Source organism: Bacillus sp. 2205SS5-2, from assembly GCF_037024155.1.
GTDB lineage: Bacteria > Bacillota > Bacilli > Bacillales > Bacillaceae_K > Bacillus_CI.
The window spans coordinates 97,581-119,411 of record NZ_JAYKTS010000009.1 but is presented as its reverse complement, the minus strand read 5'-3'; the positions used below and the strand labels follow the sequence as shown (position 1 = coordinate 119,411).

Here is a 21,831-nt window from a genome sequence, read left to right as displayed (position 1 = left end):
TTTTATAAAATCACTTCTCATGTATGCATAGTTCAAAATTCCTCCAAGTAAGCATACTTGCTAACTTACCAAACGAAACAGACAAAAAAAACCCTGCAAATTGCAGAGTTTCTTATGATGTATGCTCTTCGGAGGGTTTACCGATTAGGACTGTCCTTGGTTTGCTTCCTTCATAAGGACCAACGATTCCTCTTCCTTCCATTTCATCAATTAATCGTGCCGCTCGGGTATAACCGATCCTAAAACGGCGTTGTAGCATGGAAACGGAGGCTGTTTGCATTTCGGCAATCAATTGAACCGCCTCATCAAATAATGTGTCTTCTGATTGATTCGGCGTTTCTTCTGGAACGTCATCAGGAATCATTTCTTCCTGGTATTGGGCCTTTTGTTGTTCAATAACAAAATTTACGATTTCTTCTACTTCATCATCTGACAAGAACGCTCCCTGAACACGCACGGGTTTCGAGGCTCCAACAGGTAAAAACAGCATATCTCCACGGCCTAATAATTTCTCAGCTCCCCCCATATCAAGAATCGTTCTGGAATCCGTTTGAGAAGACACTGCAAAAGCGATCCTAGACGGGATGTTTGCCTTAATGACTCCCGTAATGACATCCACCGAGGGACGTTGAGTAGCAATAATTAAATGAATACCAGCTGCACGAGCCATTTGAGCCAAGCGCGTAATGCTATCTTCCACATCATTTGATGCGACCATCATTAAATCGGCGAGCTCGTCCACGATAACGACAATATAAGGCAAATGAGGCTGTTTTTCTTCATTTTGGGCATTATGGCGATTAATATACTCATTATACCCTTCAATATTTCGTGTTCCCGTATGAGAAAATAATTCGTATCTCCTCTCCATTTCATTAACGACTTTTTTCAACGCTTGGGATGCTTTCTTCGCGTCGGTTACTACCGGTGCAAGCAAATGTGGAACGCCATTGTACACATTTAATTCAACCATTTTAGGGTCGATCATCATCAATTTCACTTCATGGGGTTTCGCTCTCATTAAAATGCTCGTAATGATTCCATTAATACACACACTTTTCCCACTACCCGTTGCTCCGGCTACAAGCATATGCGGCATTTTATTGAGTTCTGCTAACACAGCCTCACCGGTAATATCTCGTCCCAATCCGATTAACAGCTTCGATTCCGGTCGGTCATTTTCATGGGAGTCAATGACTTCTCTTAAGGAGACCATTGCTACTTCAGAGTTAGGTACTTCAATTCCAATCGCTGATTTTCCAGGGATCGGTGCCTCTATACGAATATCTTTCGCAGCTAAAGCGAGAGCTAAATCATCACTTAGATTCACTATTTTACTAACCTTTACTCCTACATCCGGATGAACTTCATACTTGGTTACTGCTGGACCTAGATGAACTTGTGTAACCTTTGCTTTTACGCCAAAGCTTTGAAAGGTTCGCTCTAACTTTGCTGCATTAGCATGGATTAGACGATATTCGGTACTTTGGTCTGCTTGTTTCGGTCGATTTAACAGCGTTATAGGCGGTAATTTATAGTCTTTGTTTTCCACTTCCGTAAAGGTGATAGGTGGAATTTCAACCGCTTCCTGATTACTATCTTGCTTGTCCACATGTAGGGGAGATACTGATTGTAATGTTTCTTCCTGCACGTCCTCTTGATTAATCTCATCGCTTCCATATGCCTTATGGACAAAGCTTGAAATAATCGGTTCGGTCACTTCCATCGCGGATTCTTCATTTGAAAGTTGCGACTCAGTTTCACGCTCGTTTACCTGTTGAGACGGGTCAGGCTTTTGCTTGTTTTCAAGCTTTTGTTCTTTTTTTGTTTGTTTTTTTTGTTTTCGTTCGTCTTTCCATACATCCATATCACTAAGAAACGCATTCCATTGTTTCACAGTAAAGTCTTTTATCCACATAACCACTTGGCCGAACCATTCACCGAGTGATTTACCAGTTAAAAGGATAAAACCTATCATAATGAGGATAATGCTAAAGATTTGTGTTCCCCAAGAATCGAACAGAAAGTAAAACAGAGCAAAAAGTGTTGCTCCAATCATTCCACCCCCGAGGTCAGATGTGGATAAATCACCACGTACATCGAGCCAAAACAAATTCCACGTATTCCGAATGACACTTGTTGACATTTGTCCATTATTCGAGAGCTGTTTAAATAACTCTACGTGACTAAGAAGCAAAATAGAAAGAATGATTATGTAAATCCCTATAAGACGCATTCGAAATAAAAACGGCATCTCTCTTTTTATCATCAAATAACCTGACAGGATGAGCAAACCTATAAACGTTAGCATGAACCATTCCCCAAGAAAGAAGCGTGAAAACATCACGAAGGTTTTCCCCACCGCTCCCACTTCTACAATTGCGATTAAGCTTAACGCAATTAGAATCATACCAATCAGCTCATATTTCAGTGTTTGTTTCATTGTCGTTTGCTTTCGCGTTCGTTTTTTTCTTTTTGCCATGAATATCATCACCTATTATTGTTTACTAGAGACAAATAGCAGCCAACAATGGCTGCTGTTTATCTCTCATTATAACATAAATCCAGAATCGGTTAGAAGGAAATTGATAGATACTCACCTGGTGTAATTGTATCATCAATAAAATGTTGGGGATCACTACTGATAATTCTTACCACTCTACACCCTTGTTGATCTTGTTGAACGATAATCGGTATCCCGTTATAGGTGATTACTCGCTGATCTTCATACCCACTCATCTCAGCAGGAAAAATCATTTCATAGGGTACGGTTGTATGTAGAATCATTGTATCAGTTCCTCGCCTTCCTGCTTATTGTGACTCATTAATTCATTTAATTTTTTAATGGCCTCCCCAACCGCCCCAACAGCATCAATTAACCCATATTTTACTGCGTCATTTCCGACTACATTCGTTCCTATATCTCTTGTTAAATTTCCTTTCGCAAACATCAAATCTTTAAAATCTTCTTCAGTGATATTGCTATGACCCGTCACAAAATTGATTACTCTGTCTTGCATTTTATCTAAATACTCGAAGGTTTGAGGTACACCAATTACAAGCCCAGTTAAACGAACCGGATGGATGGTCATAGTTGCGGTTTCAGCAATTAAAGAATAATCGCACGATACAGCGATTGGAACACCAATGGAGTGTCCTCCTCCGAGAACAATAGATACCGTCGGTTTTGATAAAGAAGCTAACATTTCAGATATTGCAAGTCCGGCTTCAACATCCCCCCCTACGGTATTTAAAACAATTAATACACCCTCAATTTTCGGGTTTTGTTCGATCGCAACAAGTTGCGGAATAATATGCTCATATTTAGTTGTTTTATTTTGCGGGGGCAGTTGCATATGACCTTCAATTTGTCCAACTATTGTTAAGCAATGAATGTTAGAATCTTGTGACATCTGCGGGACGTTAGTTTGTCCTAACTGTTGAATTTTTTCCAGTAATGGAGAAGAACCTTTTTCCTCTTTCCCATTGTCTGGAGTGGATTGATTCATAAATAGAGAGTGATCCATAACTTCATACAACTCCTTCTAAGCTATTATGTATAGTATCTTCTACTAAGACAATTTCATTCGATGTTTTAAAAGGTCGCTTTGCTTGTTTGATTTAGTTAGCATTGTTTTTAAAACTTAAGAATATGTCAATTATATTTTTGTACTCTCATTCATTAGAGTGAATTCATTATTTACAATTCCGGCCGAGTTAGATGCTTACAGAATCTGAAGATCACCACTCATTTACCGGTTAATAGTTCACAGCTTTTCACCTTACAAATAGAAAGAAAAACCGGTTTTTCTAATCTAAACAACAAACTTTCAGAATAAAACCAAATAAAAACACCAAAGGATACTATATCCCTTGATGTTTTGTATTAGACTTCCATAATAATTGGTAGAATCATTGGTCGTCTTCTTGTTTTATTGAATAAAAAGTAATTCAATTGATCACGTATTTCCTGCTTAATACTTGACCACTCGAAGCTTTTCTTTGCAATATTTCGTTCGACAATATCTTGAATCAACGCTGTAGACTCTTCAATAAGTTTCTCCGACTCTCTTACGTACACAAAACCTCGTGAAATAATTTCAGGACCTGATACCATTGATTTGTTTCTTCGGTTTAATGTGACCACAACAATGAAGATGCCATCTTGTGATAATAATTTTCGATCGCGAAGGACGATGTTTCCTACATCTCCTACACCTAAACCATCAATTAAGACATTCCCAGCAGGTACTTTTCCACTTACCCGCATTTTCTTTTCTTTGTATTCAACAATTTCACCTTTATCGACAAGATAAATACGGTTTTTAGGGATGCCAGTTTCTTCAGCTAGACGTGCATGACTTCGAAGCATGCGATATTCCCCTTGAATTGGGATAAAATATTCAGGCTTCATTAAATTAATCATCATTTTCAAATCTTCTTGACTTCCGTGACCAGATACATGAACTTTTCTAGAAGCAGTTAACACATTTGCACCAGCTCTGTACAACATATTAATCGTTTTAGAAAGAATGAGTTCCATGCTTGGTGATGGCGTAGCGGCAATAAAAACCGTATCGCCTTTCTCAATATTCACAAGTTTATGACTTTGTTTTGTCATTTTTTGGAGTGCCTCTAATGGTTCCCCTTGATTTCCGGTTGCTAAAATCACAATTTCTTCTTTTTGGTAGTGTTTCGCTTCTTCGATTGGAATAAGAATACCTTCAGCTACGTGTAGATACTCTAATTGAAGCGCAATTTCAAACACCCGTTTAATACTTCTTCCAACGACTGCTACTTTCCGTTGGTTGGCCGCCGCCGCATCGAACACTTGCTGAATACGAATCAAGTTACTTGCATAACACGAAACAATGATTCGTCCCTTTGACGAGTGAAAGGCATCGGATACTTCGCTTGCAATCACCGTTTCAGAAGTCGTGTAGCCAGGTCGTTCTGCTTCTGTGCTATCAGAAAGAAGACAAAGGACACCATTTTCTCCAATTTGTGCCATTTTCCCAATATCAGGCTTGTACAATCCTTGTGCTCCTTGATCAAATTTAAACTCTCCAGTGTGAACTATACTTCCTTCCGACGTGTGAATACATACGCCCACTGAATCTGGAATGCTATGAGTAGTTCTAAAAAACGTAACACTAACTCCATCAAAAAATAGCTCAGTTTCAGAATGAACGGTATAAAATTTTACATCATCTTGGAAAGCATCTTCTTTTAAACGTGCTTTTGCTAAAGCGACGGTTAATTTCGTCCCATATACAGGAGCCGACACTTTTTGAAGAACATAAGTTAGCGCACCAAGAGCGTCTTCATGCCCATGAGTTAAAAAGATTCCCTTTACTCGATCTTTATTTTCCTCTAGGTAGCGAATATCTGGAATGACAATATCAATCCCGAGCATTTCATTTTCTGGAAACATCAGCCCTGCATCCATCACAAATATCTCATCGTCTACCTCAATAACGTACATGTTTTTTCCGATTTCTCCTACTCCACCAAGAGGTATAATCTTAATGGAATCATTCTTTCTCTTTCTCACTCTGTTATCCTCCTCTGTTGACATCCCCGATCTATAATCAGTTGCTCTTATTATACTTGAAATTATTTTACCATTACAACCAAATTCAGCTAAGTATGGCAATTGACTGAACAATTGATTCATTCTTGACAGCAAAGAACATTGATTTTGCTAGTCTGAATAGGATTTTTTAATTCGCTTTAAAAAAAGGAATACTTAGGCATATAAATATTATATAGCTTATCCCTAAAAAATCTGTCATAAATCCTTAGTAGGATAAAAATAGCTTTTTTTATGGTAGACAATGGCGACAGGAAAACAGTCACTGTCTACATGTTGCTTTGTACTATAATAATCTTGGATATCTTCCGTTTAACGGATTATATACTGTTGTGAAAGCAGCCTTATAAAAAGCTTGGCATCGAAGCCAAGCTTTTAAAGCAATGATTGAAGTTTATTCCGTTCTGTTTCTGTTAGGGCAACAAGAGGCAACCTTACTGGGCCAACATCCATCCCTCTCAATTGAAGCGCCGTTTTGACTGGGGCTGGACTGGGTTGAGCAAACATTCCGTTCATTATCGGTAATAGCTGTTGATGAGATTTTGCGGCAGATAGATAATCCCCTTTCAAGAAAGAATCCATCATGTCTTGCATTTCATTTCCGATAATATGGGCTGCTACTGATACAACTCCCACTCCCCCTACAGCTAGCACGGGCAGTGTTAATCCATCGTCTCCACTATAGAGATGAAAATCATCAGCCGTTCCAGCGATAATTTCAGTCATCACACTCAAATCTCCACTTGCTTCTTTCACCGCAATAATATTCTCAATTTTAGAAAGGGCAATCACAGTTTCTGGGGAAAGATTCGCAACCGAGCGTCCTGGCACATTATACAACATTACAGGTAAACTGGTTTCCTTGGCAATGGCATTAAAATGTTCGTATAGCCCTTTTTGAGATGGCTTATTATAATACGGTGTGACGAGTAACACACTGTCAATTCCAGTTTTTTCTGCTTTTTTCGTGAATTCGATTGAGGCATACGTATTATTACTACCGGTTCCAGCAATGACAGGCACACGCCCCGCAACAACCTTTACGACATGTGAAAAAAGCGCTAGTTTTTCTTCTGCTGTTAACGTAGGAGATTCTCCGGTTGTACCTGCTATTACTAAAGAATCCGACCCATTCTCAATTAGGTAGTTGACTAGTGCTGTTGTTTTTTTAAAATCAATGTTTCCTCTGTGGTCAAACGGTGTGACCATTGCGGTTGAGATTCTACCATAGTTCATTCTCTTTACACTCTCCTATTCATCTTCCAATTGATCTGGCTGCATTATCAAAGTTTCTTGTAGTTGAAAAACATCATGAAGTGCATTTACCGCTTCAACAAGATCTTGATTCTTGACTAAAACCCAAATCGTTGAATGACTATCTGCGGATTGAAGGATACGAATGCCTTTTTCAGACAAAGCAGTGACGATAGTAGACGTTACTCCAGGTACACCTGTCATGCCAGCACCAACGACTGCAACCTTTGCGCATTCATATTCGATCAGCGGTTGATGATTCAGTTTGGTTAATATTTCTTCTGCTTTTTCAATCACTTCCGCAGCAACGGTGTACACCACTCCCGTTGGAGAAATATTAATAAAATCTACGGAAATATTGGCGGCAGCCATCGCTTTAAATACTTCCGATTGCAAGTTGTATTGATCTTTTTTAGCAAATACTTTAATTTGTGCGATATTTTTTACATGCGCGATACCTGTTACAGGTCTAATTTTTTGATCGACATCAATTTCACGCTTTTCCCAAGATGTTACGAGTGTTCCTGAATCGGCAGAAAATGTAGAACGAATTCTGATTGGAATCTGGGCTTTCATCGCGATCTCGACCGCCCGCGGGTGAATAATCTTCGCTCCTTGATAAGCCATATTACAGACCTCGTTATACGTAACGACGGAGAGGGCTCGAGCTTTTTTAGTTAAGCGTGGATCAGCTGTCATTAATCCGGTCACGTCTGTAAAAATATCAATATACTCAGCCTCTACCGCCACCCCAAGGGCAGACGCAGATGTATCACTTCCACCTCGTCCGATTGTTGTAACATCTCCACTCTCACATGCACCTTGAAAACCCGCTACAACAACCACATCATGTACGGTTAAAGCTTCTAATAGTCGTTCTGTTTTCATGTCAAGAATCTTGGCATTTGTGTGATCACTATTGGTATAAAAGCCAGCTTGTGCACCAGTTAATGCTTGTGCAGATATACCTTGGTCAATCAGCCGTTCCACGAACACTAAACTAGAAATGATTTCTCCACATGATAGAAGCAAGTCTTGTTCTCTTTTGGTTAATGTGGTGCTGTTTCCTCCAATAAGGGAGAGAAGAGTATCTGTAGCATATGGATCCCCTTTTCTTCCCATAGCGGAAACCACCACGACGACTTTATAGCCTTCATCTACCGCTTTTTTCACATGCAAACAAGCTCGTTGCCTTCCATCTTCCTCTTTAACCGAAGTTCCCCCAAATTTTTGTACAATCAGCTTCATTTTTCCACCTCTTTTTTGAGTATTATTTTCAATGGCAGCATGGCACATAGAGTAGGATAAATAAACTACAATAATTGGGTAATTACATCTTTATTAAAGACTGCCGAAAAAGATTATAGTAAGTCTAGTTTCACAAGACTCTCAGCGATTTGTACAGAATTAAACGCAGCTCCTTTTAATAAGTTATCCGAAACAATCCACAAATGAAAACCCGTTTCATCATCTAGGTCACGACGGATTCTACCAACAAACACTTCATTCTTGCCCACAGATTGAGCTGGCATTGGGTATACTTGCTGCTCTGGTTCATCCTCTAACACAATACCTGGAGAATGTTGTAGTAGTGTTTGGATGTCATTAAGGTTTACCCCTTTTTGTTCAAGTTCAATATATACTGATTCAGAATGACCTGTTTCAATAGGTAAACGAACACATGTCGCGGCTACTTTGAGGGAAGGCATATGCATAATTTTTTTCGTTTCATTAATCATTTTCATTTCTTCAAATGTGTAGCCATTTTCAGTAAAGGAGTCAATTTGAGGAATAGCATTAAACGCAATTTGGTGATGTTTATTCCCGTTCTTCACCGGTAGCACTGTTGCCATTACCTCTTCTTCATTTAATATATTCCTTGATTGATTATATAGTTCATCAACTGCCGCTTTCCCTGCACCTGAAACAGCTTGATACGTGCTTACAACTACTTTCTTAAGGCCATATTGACTGGATAAAGGACCCAGTGCAACGACCATTTGAATTGTGGAGCAATTCGGGTTCGCAATAATACCCTTGTGGTGATGTAAGTCCTCTTCGTTTACCTCCGGAACAACAAGCGGAACCCCTTCGTCCATCCGAAAAGCACTCGTGTTATCTACGACAATCGCCCCGCGTTTAACTGCTTCAGGAGCAAATTTTTTGGAAATTTCTCCTCCTGCACTAAATAATGCAAGATCGACACCGTCAAATTTTTCAGGTGTTGCTTCTTCTACAATCAATTCCTGCCCGCTAAATTCAATCCTCGATCCGGCTGACCGCGCCGAAGAGAGTAAGGTTAATTTTCTTATAGGGAAATTCCTCGCTTCAAGGGTTGCAATCATTTGTTGTCCTACCGCTCCAGTTGCGCCAAGTATGGCTACATGGAATCCTGCTGAATTCATATTTATTTTTCTCCTTTCAATTCCTAATTCAAACAAATAATCTAAATATTGCGCCAATATTTCAATATAATTGAACATAGTTTATCATAGTCTGTTAATTTAGGATAACACTTTTTTATTGTATTCGCAGGAAAGACGACCCATTATGAGTCGTCATTTATTCTAATCGAGATATTTTTCTACGATCACAGGTTGTAATTGTTTTCCTTCAAGAGCAGCCTCTACCGTATATTGAAGCGTAGTCATTCTAGCTACCATCGATTTGGGTTTATTCTCAGGTGCATCTTGACCGAATGGAATAAAGTAAATATCTTTTGTTGCCATTAATCTCATTAAATTGGGGCCATTTAGACCCAGTGCATCATTGGTTGAAATTCCCAATACGACCGGCCGATGGTTTCGAAGGGTCGCTTTTGCAGCCATCAATACAGGTGAATCGGTCATGGCATTCGCAAATTTACTCATTGAGTTTCCGGTAAGTGGAGCAATAATCATACAATCGAGTGGCAGTTTAGGTCCAAGTGGTTCAGCCTTTACGATTGTATCCACTACTTTATGACCGGTAACATCTTCAATTCGCTGAATCCAATCTTCTCCATCTCCAAATCGAGTAACCGTATTTTTCACAGTTGAAGAGACAACAGGTATCACCTCTACTCCTAAATTGACGAGATTTTCGATTTCTGGAAAAACTGCATCATACGTGCAATGTGACCCCGTTAAGCCGAATCCTATTCTTTTTCCTTTCAAATCCATTTTCATTCTCCTTTCCACTGCTCAAGAAGTAAGGTTGACAAGACATTCGCTAAAATTTGCCCTGCCGTTTTGGGTGCTACAATTCCCGGTAATCCAGGCGCTAACAACGCTTTGATACCTCTTTTATCCGCATAACGAAAATCGGTTCCACCTGGCTTTGAAGCAAGGTCAAGGATTAAGGTGTGGGTAGGCATCTTACTAATAGAGGTTGCCTTTACGACTGGAGCAGGAATCGTATTAATCACTATATCAGCAACACTTACCTCTTGATCAAGATCATCCAAGCGGAAAGGGATAAGACCCATTTCCGTAATTCTTGCTAGGTGCTCTGTTTTCCTCGCGCCGACCCGCACTTTGGCACCTAGGTGGTGAAACGTGCGTGCAACACTCATGCCAACTCTACCTAAACCTAACACTAAACAAGTTGATCCATGAATTGTAAAATCAGTATGCTGAATTGCCATCATAATGGCACCTTCTACGGTAGGAATGGAGTTGTATATGGCTACATCATCTCTTTCAAACAGTTGAACAAGATTTCGCTGAGTATTTAAGGTTAATTGGGTTAAATAATCATTTGAAATTCCAGAATATATTGTACAATGTGGTGGAGTTCGTTCTAAAAGCTCTTGGGTAAGCTGAGCTTTTTCATTGGAAAAGATCGTATCAACTTCTCCCGTTAAGTTTGTGCCTGGTACGGGTAAAATAATGGCATCAATGGCACTAAATTCTACTTCGTCTAACCTTTCTTTCACTGCTCCCGTAAAAGCATGGTCTAATTGCTCAAACCCTACTAACGAGAGCTTAGCATCCAATTCGGTGAGCTTACGAATGATCTCGAGTTGACGAGCATCTCCACCTATGACTGCGATTTGCATTCCAGTCAACATCAATGCATTCACCTTCTTTAAATGTAATCACTTCTTCCGAGTGCATATCACTTCAACATTGTATGTATTCTTCGATCAATGGGTGAATAGGATTTAGAGGAATTCTCTCGAAGCAAGCAAACATTTTATAGAGTTACTACCTTAACAATTAATAGGTTTTTGTCTTTTCTGAAGGTTATTTTCTAATGAAAAATTCTTCATTACTAGATGAAAAGTAAGAAATCCATCGAAAAAACCTTCCTGCCTGTATTTTCATTGTGTCAAGAGCAATAAAGAATACCAACATAACCTTTCTGAAAATTCACTAAATAATAGGATATTTACAGCGATAAATATACATTTTCTACAATGTTCTGTGTTTTTCAGAACAAAATCACAACCATAATGGAGGTTTCTAATTGATTGTTAAAACAAATTTCAAGATTGATACGATAAGATCCTAATTAAGTCAATAAATTTTGATAAACTCTTCAAAGAATATCTTCTTCCGCTTTCTCCTGACAGAAAAAAGTCCTTTCTATTTGAAAGGACTAAGAGATAGGTAATCTTTTTATTCATGTTCATTAATTTCTAATATGATCATATCCGTTCCGATTGTACGAATACGATGCCACGGTACACGAGTTTCGGCATTTTGCTTCCTAGCAAACCATTTGCCCGATGGAATGATTAACGAAGAGATTTGGCCAGTTTTATCATCAAATTCTAAATCAGTTTGCCCTAATATCCCCATTCGCTCAGCTTTCTTATAGTCGACAATCTCTTTTCCACTTAATTCACTCAGTCGCATACGTCTCCCTCCATTTTCACCTATAGTTTATATGTATACCGAAGGAAGCTAATTTAGACTATTCTCTATTTAGAAAATGGAAGGTTCCTGCCTAACTGCCACGACAAGCATCGAATTGAGGACTAACCTAAGGCGTTATTCCCACATGACAACTCTTATCTAGTCTGAAAAAAAACACCCATTTCGGGTGTTTTTACGAGTTTATGGACGCCATTAAGAGTTTCGATATTGAACTTAGCTCCTTACTGGACTGGTAATTCTCCTGTTGGTGAAATTAGAGCCAAGCAATAGTCTGTTGAAAAAATATCTATCGCCGTTTTATTTACAGACGCAATACTTACTGCATCAATTTCTTCCACTACTTCATCTAATGTTCGATGTTTTCTTAACAATAATTCGTTTTTTCCGTTACGACTCATTCGACTATTGGTGCTTTCGAGGCTTAGCATTAAATTTCCTTTTAGCTGTTCTTTGCTATTCACTAATTCTTTCTCAGTGATCCCCTCTTTTGTCAACGTCTCTGTGGTTAACCTAATCGTCTCATACAACTGCTGCAATTGCTTAGCGCCTGTGCCAGCATAAAGAGTAACCATCCCACTATCTTGGTATGAAGAATGGTACGAAAAGACTGAGTAGGCTAATCCCTTTTGCTCACGAACATCTTGAAAAAGTCTAGAACTCATACTTCCACCTAAAATATTATTAAGAACAACTAAACTGTAAATATCCTTATGACCGACTTTAAATCCTTCATACCCTAAACATAAATGGGCTTGCTCAGTTTCTTTTTTTCGTGAGAGATGATTTTTGTGGAACACAGGCTCCCCAATACTTTCCGACCGATTTCCTCCAGTATACTCCCCAAATAATGCTTCTACTTCCTTAATAAAGGACTCCTTAACATTACCTGCTATGGAAATAACCACATCTTCAGGTGTATACATATTATGTACATACTCTTTGAGCGTCTTGCTCGTAAAAGTCGCTAATGTTTCTTCCGTACCTAAAATAGGATAGCCTAGTGGATGATTTTGGTATATAGCTTTACTTAACAGGTCATGGACTATATCATCCGGCGTATCATCATACATTTTAATTTCTTCATACACAACATTTTTTTCTTTTTTTAGTTCTTCTTCATCGAAGGATGAATGAAAAAACATATCTGATAGGATGTCTAATGCGTAAGACGCATGGTTATCTAAAACCTTTGCATAGTAACAAGTATACTCTTTAGAAGTAAAGGCATTCACTTGACCACCTATGCTATCAAACGATTCCGCAATTTCTCGTGCAGTGCGATTTTTCGTTCCTTTAAAAAACATATGCTCTAAAAAATGAGAAACGCCATTATTATGTTCGTTCTCATTAATAGAGCCTGTACCAATCCAAATACCGATCGCTACTGATCTAACCGTCGGAATTTCTTCTAGTACAATTCTTAGTCCATTTTGGCAAGTATATCTCTTTATCAATTTCTTTCCTCCTGTTCTTGCTGAAAAAACTACGAAAACTCTTTAATATTCTTAAGTTCTCCAGAACGCGATTATTTATTTGTATTTAACTGGATAATTCTTTCTTCTTTCAGAAGCTGAGAAACCGTGCCCATTCGCAGGTTTTTCTTTTTTATAGCTAAAATTATCTCTTCTAGTGCATTAGCTGTTGGCTCAGTCGGATGCATTAGAATCATTGCGCCAGGATGTACTTTTTTCGCTACACGCTCTATAATAACGCTTACAGCGGGTTTTTGCCAATCAATCGTATCAACACTCCATAAAATCGTGCCCATATGCAGGTCAGAAGCAATCTCTACCACTTCATCGCGGAAGCTTCCGCTTGGAGGAGCAAACCATTTTACGCGTTTCCCCACCGTCGATTCAATAATTTCGTTGGTTTTAATTAACTCCTTTTTAATAGAAGCGGAGTTCAAAGTTTCCATTTTAGGATGACTATAAGAATGGTTGCCTACTTCATGGTCAGTATCCGCAATCATCTTCGCTAAATCTGGATTTTCTTTCACCCATCTTCCTTCTAAGAAAAAAGTGGCGGAAACATGGTGTTTATCTAGTATTGCTAACATTTTCGTCAAATGTTCATTTCCCCACGCTACATTTATTAAAAAGCTTACCATCGGCTTTTCGGGATTTCCTCGATAGATAGGTGCTGGGGGTAAATCAGTTAAGTGTACTTTCGGTGTAATTTGTTGGAACACAAGCAACTCTTCCTGATATTCTCCTTCTTTCTTCATTTTCTCAATGGAACCCTCAATATCTACTTTCATTCCATTGTATCCAGGGGTTTTCTTCCAAACGGGATCAATGAGTGCATCTTTCGGTGGAATATAGTAATTTTCTGCCTGATCTTCAATCAAGGACACTATACTATCTTGCTTTTGAACAGGTTCTTCAACTGTATTTAGCGTTGTTACATAGCTATCGGTCCATGGATTGGTTACCACCAACCAGCCTACAATGACAATAAGAAGCATACTAATCGATTTTCTCAACATTTTTATCCACTCACCTCCCCTAACACTTTATGTGAAAAAGGGACAAGGTAGAACTTATTTAAACTCATGACAAAAAAATCAGCCGAACTATTCGGCTGATTAATTATGTTGTTAGCTTTGTTGTTCTTCTTTTTCTTTTTGTTCTCGAATAACTGCTTTACGAGATAGATTCACTCTACCTTGGTTATCAATGTCGATAACTTTAACTAGTAATTCGTCACCAAGTGCCACAACATCTTCAACTTTGCGAACGCGTTCTTCAGCAAGTTCAGATACATGGACTAGGCCATCTTTTCCAGCAAAAATTTCAACGAAGGCTCCGAATTTCTCTATTCGTTTTACCTTACCTAAGTACATTTGTCCGACTTCCACTTCACGGACAATATCCTCGATGATTTTCTTTGCTTTCTTATTCATATCTTCATGAGTAGAAGATATAAATACTGTACCATCTTGTTCAATATCGATTTTTACTCCAGTTTCATCAATAATTTTATTGATTTGTTTTCCACTCGGTCCAATTACGTCGCGAATTTTATCTGGATTAATCGCCATCATCAAGATTTTTGGTGCATAAGCTGATAGTGACGTACGTGGATTTTCAATGGTAGCTAACATGGAATCCAGGATTTGCATACGTCCTATTTTAGCTTGTTGTAGGGCTTCTTCTAAAATATCACGACTTAATCCGTCAATTTTAATGTCCATTTGCAGAGCGGTCACACCTTTAGATGTACCAGCCACTTTAAAGTCCATGTCACCAAGATGATCTTCCATTCCTTGAATATCCGTTAAGATAGAATAATGTTCACCCGATTTGATAAGTCCCATTGCAATTCCAGCAACTGGTGCTTTAATCGGTACTCCTGCATCCATCATTGCCAAAGTACTCGCACAAATACTTGCTTGTGAAGTTGAGCCATTGGACTCTAATACTTCCGAAACAAGACGAATCGTGTAAGGAAAATCTTTTTCATTTGGAATTACGGGTTCTAGAGCACGCTCTCCTAGAGCACCATGTCCGATTTCACGACGGCCTGGCCCCCGTAGAAATCCTGTTTCTCCAACTGAGAACAGTGGAAAATTATAATGATGCATAAATCGCTTTGTTTCTTCAATTCCAAGACCATCAAGGATTTGGACATCACCAAGTGCACCTAACGTACATATACTTAATGCTTGGGTTTGACCACGAGTAAATAATCCAGATCCATGAGTTCTAGGAAGCAAGCCAATAGATGAGGATAAAGGTCGAATCACATCCAAGCCACGACCATCTGGACGGACTTTATCTTCTGTGATTAAGCGTCGAACTTCTTGCTTAGTTAGCTTGTCCAACACTTTTTTAACTAGTTTTAGGTCTTCATCAGTTGCTTCATTCTCTACAAACGCTGCAACAACTTCATCCTTAACAAGTTTAATGGCTGCATCTCGTGCATGTTTTTCTTGAACTTGGATAGCCGTAAGTAAATCCGCTTCACACATCGAGCGAACTTCTGCTTCTAAGTCTGCGTCAATTTCAAACAATTTGATGTCGATTTTTGCTTTGCCTACTTCATCACGAATTTGTTCTTGAAAGGCAATTAATTTTTTTATTTCTTCATGTCCAAACATTATCGCTTCAAGCATGGTTTCTTCCGGAACTTCATTTGCTCCTGCCTCAACCATGTTTATTGCGTCTTTTGTTCCAGCGACAATTAAGTTCATCGAACTATTTTCCATTTGATCTACTGATGGATTAATTACAAACTCTCCATCAATTTGTCCAACAACAACCCCTGCAATTGGTCCTTCAAAAGGAATATTCGAAAGTGTTAAGGATAGTGATGAACCAAACATTGCAGCCATTTCAGATGAGCAATCTTGATCCACACTCATTACCATACTAATAACTTGAACTTCATTCCGAAATCCATCTGCAAAGAGCGGACGAATCGGTCGATCGATTAAACGACTCGCTAAAATTGCTTTTTCACTCGGACGTCCTTCTCGTTTAATAAATCCACCTGGAATTTTTCCAACAGCATAAAGACGCTCTTCGTAATTAACGGTTAATGGGAAGAAATCAACTGGTTTGGCTTCCTTTGAAGCTGTGGCTGTGCTTAGAACAACCGTATCTCCATAACGCACAAGTGCAGCACCGTTCGCTTGCTTTGCCAATTGTCCTACTTCTACAGAAAGAGTTCTTCCAGCCCAATCTATTGAAAAGTGTTTCTTTTCTTGTTCCATTTACAAACCCCTCTCTTCAATTTTCACTTAATGTTAATAACATTTCAGTATACCATGTTTAAAGATACACGAATTTATTCTTATGTATAAGTAGTTTAATCAAAAGAAGTAGTAACTTATACCTTTACTTTTATCTTTTGGGAAAATCTATGAGAAAAACACCAAAAAACGGTAAAAAACCGTTCATTTTTTTTGCTAATAAAAAAGCGGGAAAAATCCCGCTTCTCTAAGTAGACTATCGGCGTAAACCAAGCTTGTTGATTAATTCACGATAGCGTTGTACTTCTTTATTACGTAGGTATGTCAATAAGTTACGACGACGACCTACCATTTTTAAAAGACCGCGACGTGAGTGGTGGTCCTTCTTATGAGTACGTAGATGCTCGTTCAAGCTGTTAATCTCTTCAGTAAGGATAGCAATTTGAACTTCTGGAGATCCAGTATCATTGTCGTGAATTTTGTATTCACCAATTAGTTCGTTTTTACGTTCTTGAGTGATAGCCATCCTGTTCACCTCCTATGTTTTCATTGTAATCCCCGATTACCTCGCAGGCGTTGGAGAAACGATCTGCCAAGCAATGGTTCAATATCATACGACTATTAGAATAACTCTTTTTGAAGAAAAAAGCAAGTCTAGTGCTTATATTTTTCAAAAAATTGATTTGCGGTCTCTTTGTCTTTTTCTATTTGATCAATAAGTTCATTGATTCCATTAAACTTCTGTTCTGATCGAATTCGATCATACCATTTCAGTTGAATTTCTTCACCATAGATCGAATGATCAAACGTAAATATGTGCACTTCGATCGTTAATTTTTTTTCATCTGGATGCTTAAATGTAGGCTTGTATCCAACATTACAAACTCCATTATACCATGTATCATGCACTTTTATTTGAACGGTATAAACTCCAGTATTGGGGAGGAGATAGTTATCCTCTTGTTCAATGTTGGCAGTAGGAAAACCAATTTTCCTTCCGCGTTTATCACCATGTACGACGGTTCCTTTTGTTCGGTACGGTCGACCCAATAAAATATTAACTTTTTCCATATCCCCTGAAGCTATACTCTTTCTAATCAAAGTGGAGCTTACCTTTTCCTCTTTTTCAGTCAATTTTGGAACAACGGTTTGGGAAAACGCTTGGCGAGAATGAAACGGAAGTGATTCCATTGTGCCTTTCCCTAAACGACCATATGTATAGTCAAAACCCGCCACAACATGCTGGACATGGAGAGAAATAATGTATTGATCTACATATTCTTGCGGGCTTAACCCTGCAAAATCTGATGTAAAACGAACAACAAACGCCAGATCGATTCCTAGCTGTTCAAACACTTCCAGTTTTTCATCTAGTGGTGTGATGTATCGTACATGTTGATGCTTTCTACCTAACACCACAGAAGGATGTGGGTCAAATGTCATCACGGCCGTTTTCAAGTAATGTTTCTCAGCATATTTTTTAGCTGATTCTATTACTTGTTGATGACCTTTATGCACCCCGTCAAAATAGCCAAGTGCCATCACAAGGGGTGGGAAATCCTCTTTCTTCATACTATGAGGATGATGAACCGTAATTGTTTTCAAGATTAATCACCTTACTTCACTAGTCATTAAAAAGAACTTTTATTGGTTTGATGAACGCTGGTTTGGTTGGATGTTTTTGGTAGATAGCCAACGCTCTACCTTCATACATTAGTGTGACTTTACTGTTATTTTCTGGCCATGCTTTTGGTACTTCTAACACGGCACCATTTTTTACTTTCTCTGCTAATGTATCACTTAATTCAAGATACGGCAAATGAACTATCCCTTCTTCAAGGGGTAGAAGAACCTGTTCAATCGTCTCTTCTTTCACCATTTCCTCTAATTTTTCAAGCGTGATACACATTTCTTTAGAAATTGAAGCCGAATTGGTTCTTACTAACTTAGACATATGAGCTGGATACCCTAATTTCTCTCCCATTTCTACTGCAAGAGTCCTGATGTAGGTTCCTTTACTACATGCTGCGCGAAAACGAAAGGTAATCGTTTCTCCCTCAAAATGTTCACGGTCGTCAAGTAGCTCTAGTTGATGAATTGTCACTTGTCGAGAAGGTCGATCTACTTGAATACCTTGCCGTGCGTATTCATATAAACGTTTTCCATTGACTTTGACAGCTGAAAACATCGGGGGAGTTTGCGAAATTTCTCCGGTTAAACTTTGAAGCACAGACAGAATTTCTATCCTTGAAATACTGTGGGTGATTTTTTTCTCTTCTACCTTATCACCAGATGCGTCCTCTGTTGTAGTAGACCAACCGATCGTCACTTCGCCTTCATAAACCTTCCCAGAATCTGTTATGTATTCAGCAATTTTCGTTGCTCTACCTAAACAGATTGGGAGAACCCCTGTGACATCGGGATCTAACGTGCCAGTATGGCCTACTTTTTTCATCTTCAAGATTTTCCGAACTTTATAAACACAATCATGGCTGGTAAGTCCTTTTGGCTTCCAGAGTGGTAAAATTCCATTCAATGAGATCACTCCTTCTGATAAATTCCTTATGAAAGTTTCTTCAAGATTAGGCATCCTTGAAGATCCTATCCCTACAAAAAAGGATGCCTCGATACAAAAACAACCTTTTGTAAGAGGAGCATCCTTTGTTTATTCTTCTACTTTTGGTTCAGTAGAAATTTCTTTTAAAATACTTTCAATCTTATTGCCATAAGTAATAGACTCATCAAATTCAAAAATAATCTCAGGCGCTCTCCGCAAACGAATTCGATTTCCTACTTCAGAACGGATAAATCCTTTTGCTTTTGTAAGTCCCTTTAACGTGTCTTCTCTTTGGTTTTCATCACCTAGTACCGTAATATATACTTTGGCTTGTTGTAAATCACCCGATACTTGTACATCCGTTACTGTGACAAAACCGATGCGAGGGTCCTTAATTTTACGACCGATAATCTCGCTGAGCTCTTTTTTCATTTGCTCGCCGACTCGATTGGCACGAAGGCTCATCACTGTCACCTCTTTTTTCAATTATAGCCATTCTGTTTTAGTCGTGGTTCTTTCCCATTCTGGAAAAGAGTCTAAAAAATGAAGGGCATGTTGAAGCTCACGCTCTGCTGCTTTTTGACTAGAAGCCACAGTTACAATGGCAATTTGTGTCCGTTGCCAGAGATCTTGAAAGCCAACTTCTGCGACAGAGACGTTTGCTTTTTGTTTAAGCCGTGTAAGCGTTCGCTGTAACACGGCTCTTTTTTCTTTCAGTGAATGCGTGTTATGAATCATAAATTCACATTCGGCAAAGCCGATCATTAACGCGTCACTTCCTCCATAATATAAGCTTCAAATACATCGCCTTCTTTAATATCGTGGAAATTTTTCACCGTAATTCCACACTCGTATCCACGAGCTACTTCTTTAGCATCATCTTTGAATCGTTTGAGTGCGTCTAATTCACCTTCAAAAATTACGATTCCATCACGAATCACACGAATTCCACTACTACGGGTGATTTTCCCTTCCGTAACATAGCTTCCTGCAATGGTACCGACTTTCGATACCTTAAAGGTTTGACGAACTTCTGCTTGACCGATGACTTTTTCTTCAAATTCAGGGTCTAGCATCCCTTTCATTGCCGCTTCGATCTCTTCTATCACTTTATAAATAATGCGGTGTAAACGAACATCAACGCCTTCAGCTTCAGCTGCACGTTTGGCATTAACATCTGGGCGGACATTAAATCCAATCACAACAGCATTAGATGCTGCTGCAAGAGTAATATCGGATTCATTGATCGCTCCAACGGCTGTGTGAATCACTTTAATATTGACACCTTCAACATCAATTTTGTGTAAAGCTGCTGCCACAGCCTCAAGCGAACCTTGAACATCTGCTTTTAACACGACGTTCAACTCTTTCATTTCGCCTTGCTTCATTTGTTCAAAAAGAGTATCAAGAGTCACACGTGATTTCTCGCTTCGTTGGGCTTGTAAAGCTTGTTGCGCACGAGTTTCCCCAATTTGACGAGCTTTTTTCTCATCTGTGATTACAGCAAAACGATCACCAGCGTGTGGGACATCATTTAACCCCGTAATTTCAACAGGAGTAGATGGTCCAACTTCTTTCACACGACGACCAATGTCATTTACCATTGCTCTTACACGTCCAAAGGTATTCCCTACTACAATTGGGTCACCAATCTTCAAGGTGCCATTTTGAACGAGTAATGTGGCCACTGATCCTTTACCTTTATCTAGCTCAGCTTCAATAACTGTACCGACAGCAAGACGGTTTGGATTAGCTTTCAATTCTTCAACTTCAGTAACAAGAAGTATCATTTCAAGTAAAGTGTCAATACCTTCACCTGTTAAGGCTGAAAGAGGGACAAATATAGTATCCCCGCCCCAAGCTTCTGCCAATAGTCCGTGTTCAGATAATTCCTGCATCACGCGATCTGGGTTAGCAGCTGGCTTATCCATCTTATTCACAGCGATAATAATTGGAACCTCTGCTGCTTTAGCATGATTGATGGCTTCAACCGTTTGAGGCATCACACCATCATCTGCTGCTACCACAATAATCGTAATATCGGTAATTTTCGCTCCACGTGCCCGCATAGTTGTAAATGCAGCATGACCAGGTGTATCAAGAAAAGTAATTTTTTTACCTTGTTCTTCCACTTGATAAGCACCAATATGCTGTGTGATACCACCAGCTTCGCCTTCTGTTACCTTCGTATTCCGAATAGAATCTAATAACGTCGTTTTCCCATGATCTACATGACCCATGATTGTGACAACCGATGGACGCTCAATGAGTGCTTCCTCATTATCTTCTGTAAAGTACGTTTCAAGGTCTGTTGTGTCAATTAAAATTTCTTCTTCAACCTCTACGCCGTATTCCGCACAGATTAGTTCGAGACCATCTTTATCTAACTGTTGGTTAATAGTTGCCATAACCCCAAGCATAAATAATTTCTTAATGATTTCTGCCGGGTCACGATGTAATTTCTTTCCTAATTCTGCAACCGAAAGTGATTCAGTAAATGTGATTTTTTCTGGAAGTTCTCTTTCTTTTCTTGGAGTAAGATTTGGTTTAGGTTGATTTCGCTGAACCGGTCGCTTGTTTTTTCTGTTTCGTTGATTGCGACCTTTATTATTATTTGAATTAGTTGGTTTGTTTTGAGTTGATTTATTGTCATTTTTCGGCATAGACATCACCTTTTCTTTCTTCGGTGCATCTTCCACCGGATTTACTTTAGTATATTTTTGATCAAGCTTTTGAACCATCGCATCATCTAATGTCGCCATATGGTTCGATACTTCAATGTTCATGTTTTTCAGGTTACTTATAATATCTTTACTAGATACATTATGTTTTTTTGCATATTCGTAAACACGTGTTTTACTCATATGTT

Annotated in this window: 19 protein-coding genes; all 19 read right to left on the bottom strand. The window is 38.9% G+C overall.

Annotation, left to right across the window (positions count from 1 at the left end):
- Positions 1-112 precede the first annotated feature (112 nt).
- The 19 genes from U8D43_RS08600 to infB all read right to left on the bottom strand — a co-directional run bounded on the left by U8D43_RS08600 (position 113) and on the right by infB (position 21,826).
- On the bottom strand, positions 113-2,482 hold the full coding sequence (locus U8D43_RS08600; protein ID WP_335870774.1) for an FtsK/SpoIIIE family DNA translocase: 2,370 nt from the start codon (positions 2,480-2,482) through the stop codon (positions 113-115).
- Between the two features lie 92 nt (positions 2,483-2,574).
- Positions 2,575-2,787, bottom strand: coding sequence for a YlzJ-like family protein (locus tag U8D43_RS08595; protein ID WP_335870773.1), 213 nt, complete (start codon positions 2,785-2,787; stop codon positions 2,575-2,577).
- A complete protein-coding gene (locus tag U8D43_RS08590) occupies positions 2,784-3,509 on the bottom strand; it encodes a ClpP family protease (RefSeq protein ID WP_335870786.1) in 726 nt (241 codons plus the stop codon). The genes U8D43_RS08595 and U8D43_RS08590 overlap by 4 nt, the downstream gene beginning before the upstream one ends.
- A 377-nt stretch (positions 3,510-3,886) precedes the next feature.
- A complete protein-coding gene (locus tag U8D43_RS08585) occupies positions 3,887-5,554 on the bottom strand; it encodes a ribonuclease J (RefSeq protein ID WP_335870772.1) in 1,668 nt (555 codons plus the stop codon).
- A gap of 414 nt (positions 5,555-5,968) precedes the next feature.
- Positions 5,969-6,829, bottom strand: coding sequence for a 4-hydroxy-tetrahydrodipicolinate synthase (dapA, locus tag U8D43_RS08580; RefSeq protein WP_335870771.1), 861 nt, complete (start codon positions 6,827-6,829; stop codon positions 5,969-5,971).
- Between the two features lie 15 nt (positions 6,830-6,844).
- Positions 6,845-8,095, bottom strand: a complete 1,251-nt coding sequence (gene dapG / locus U8D43_RS08575; protein ID WP_335870770.1) for an aspartate kinase — start codon at positions 8,093-8,095, stop codon at positions 6,845-6,847.
- Positions 8,096-8,208: 113 nt separating this feature from the next.
- Entirely contained in the window at positions 8,209-9,252 is a 1,044-nt protein-coding gene (asd, locus tag U8D43_RS08570; RefSeq protein ID WP_335870769.1) for an aspartate-semialdehyde dehydrogenase, read from the bottom strand.
- A 162-nt stretch (positions 9,253-9,414) separates the two neighbouring features.
- Complete coding sequence (dpaB, locus tag U8D43_RS08565; RefSeq protein ID WP_335870768.1) at positions 9,415-10,008, bottom strand: dipicolinate synthase subunit B; 594 nt, start codon at positions 10,006-10,008, stop codon at positions 9,415-9,417.
- A 2-nt stretch (positions 10,009-10,010) separates the two neighbouring features.
- Complete coding sequence (dpaA, locus tag U8D43_RS08560) at positions 10,011-10,898, bottom strand: dipicolinic acid synthetase subunit A (protein ID WP_335870767.1); 888 nt, start codon at positions 10,896-10,898, stop codon at positions 10,011-10,013.
- A gap of 550 nt (positions 10,899-11,448) precedes the next feature.
- Positions 11,449-11,688 carry a YlmC/YmxH family sporulation protein gene (locus U8D43_RS08555; RefSeq protein WP_335870766.1) on the bottom strand — a complete coding sequence of 80 codons (240 nt, stop codon included), beginning with the start codon at positions 11,686-11,688 and terminating at the stop codon, positions 11,449-11,451.
- Between the two features lie 242 nt (positions 11,689-11,930).
- Positions 11,931-13,163 (bottom strand): M16 family metallopeptidase, encoded by a 1,233-nt coding sequence (locus tag U8D43_RS08550; RefSeq protein ID WP_335870765.1) that lies wholly within the window; start codon positions 13,161-13,163, stop codon positions 11,931-11,933.
- Between the two features lie 71 nt (positions 13,164-13,234).
- A complete protein-coding gene (locus U8D43_RS08545) occupies positions 13,235-14,197 on the bottom strand; it encodes a polysaccharide deacetylase family protein (RefSeq protein ID WP_335870764.1) in 963 nt (320 codons plus the stop codon).
- Between the two features lie 111 nt (positions 14,198-14,308).
- Positions 14,309-16,426: a polyribonucleotide nucleotidyltransferase gene (pnp, locus tag U8D43_RS08540; RefSeq protein WP_335870763.1), complete on the bottom strand. Its 2,118-nt coding sequence runs from the start codon at positions 16,424-16,426 to the stop codon at positions 14,309-14,311.
- 235 nt (positions 16,427-16,661) lie between these two features.
- The gene (gene rpsO / locus U8D43_RS08535; RefSeq protein WP_335870762.1) at positions 16,662-16,931 is read right to left on the bottom strand and encodes a 30S ribosomal protein S15; all 270 of its coding nucleotides are present in this window, start codon (positions 16,929-16,931) and stop codon (positions 16,662-16,664) included.
- Positions 16,932-17,059: 128 nt separating this feature from the next.
- Entirely contained in the window at positions 17,060-18,010 is a 951-nt protein-coding gene (gene ribF / locus U8D43_RS08530; RefSeq protein ID WP_335870761.1) for a bifunctional riboflavin kinase/FAD synthetase, read from the bottom strand.
- A gap of 19 nt (positions 18,011-18,029) precedes the next feature.
- A complete protein-coding gene (gene truB, locus U8D43_RS08525) occupies positions 18,030-18,941 on the bottom strand; it encodes a tRNA pseudouridine(55) synthase TruB (RefSeq protein ID WP_335870760.1) in 912 nt (303 codons plus the stop codon).
- Positions 18,942-19,070: 129 nt separating this feature from the next.
- Complete coding sequence (gene rbfA / locus U8D43_RS08520; protein ID WP_335870759.1) at positions 19,071-19,427, bottom strand: 30S ribosome-binding factor RbfA; 357 nt, start codon at positions 19,425-19,427, stop codon at positions 19,071-19,073.
- 21 nt (positions 19,428-19,448) lie between these two features.
- A complete protein-coding gene (locus U8D43_RS08515) occupies positions 19,449-19,727 on the bottom strand; it encodes a DUF503 domain-containing protein (protein ID WP_335870758.1) in 279 nt (92 codons plus the stop codon).
- Positions 19,727-21,826 (bottom strand): translation initiation factor IF-2, encoded by a 2,100-nt coding sequence (gene infB / locus U8D43_RS08510; RefSeq protein ID WP_335870757.1) that lies wholly within the window; start codon positions 21,824-21,826, stop codon positions 19,727-19,729. Before infB ends, U8D43_RS08515 begins: the two co-directional genes overlap by 1 nt.
- Positions 21,827-21,831: the final 5 nt, after the last annotated feature.

Coding starts and splice junctions, on each gene's coding strand:
- U8D43_RS08515 (WP_335870758.1), bottom strand. CDS start 19,727: ATGATCGGCTTTGCCGAATGTGAATTTATGATTCATAACACGCATTCA.
- U8D43_RS08545 (WP_335870764.1), bottom strand. CDS start 14,197: ATGTTGAGAAAATCGATTAGTATGCTTCTTATTGTCATTGTAGGCTGG.
- U8D43_RS08555 (WP_335870766.1), bottom strand. CDS start 11,688: ATGCGACTGAGTGAATTAAGTGGAAAAGAGATTGTCGACTATAAGAAA.
- asd (WP_335870769.1), bottom strand. CDS start 9,252: ATGAATTCAGCAGGATTCCATGTAGCCATACTTGGCGCAACTGGAGCG.
- infB (WP_335870757.1), bottom strand. CDS start 21,826: ATGAGTAAAACACGTGTTTACGAATATGCAAAAAAACATAATGTATCT.
- U8D43_RS08590 (WP_335870786.1), bottom strand. CDS start 3,509: ATGAATCAATCCACTCCAGACAATGGGAAAGAGGAAAAAGGTTCTTCT.
- U8D43_RS08595 (WP_335870773.1), bottom strand. CDS start 2,787: ATGATTCTACATACAACCGTACCCTATGAAATGATTTTTCCTGCTGAG.
- dapA (WP_335870771.1), bottom strand. CDS start 6,829: ATGAACTATGGTAGAATCTCAACCGCAATGGTCACACCGTTTGACCAC.
- dapG (WP_335870770.1), bottom strand. CDS start 8,095: ATGAAGCTGATTGTACAAAAATTTGGGGGAACTTCGGTTAAAGAGGAA.
- dpaB (WP_335870768.1), bottom strand. CDS start 10,008: ATGGATTTGAAAGGAAAAAGAATAGGATTCGGCTTAACGGGGTCACAT.
- rpsO (WP_335870762.1), bottom strand. CDS start 16,931: ATGGCTATCACTCAAGAACGTAAAAACGAACTAATTGGTGAATACAAA.
- dpaA (WP_335870767.1), bottom strand. CDS start 10,898: ATGTTGACTGGAATGCAAATCGCAGTCATAGGTGGAGATGCTCGTCAA.
- U8D43_RS08600 (WP_335870774.1), bottom strand. CDS start 2,482: ATGGCAAAAAGAAAAAAACGAACGCGAAAGCAAACGACAATGAAACAA.
- pnp (WP_335870763.1), bottom strand. CDS start 16,426: ATGGAACAAGAAAAGAAACACTTTTCAATAGATTGGGCTGGAAGAACT.
- rbfA (WP_335870759.1), bottom strand. CDS start 19,427: ATGAGCCTTCGTGCCAATCGAGTCGGCGAGCAAATGAAAAAAGAGCTC.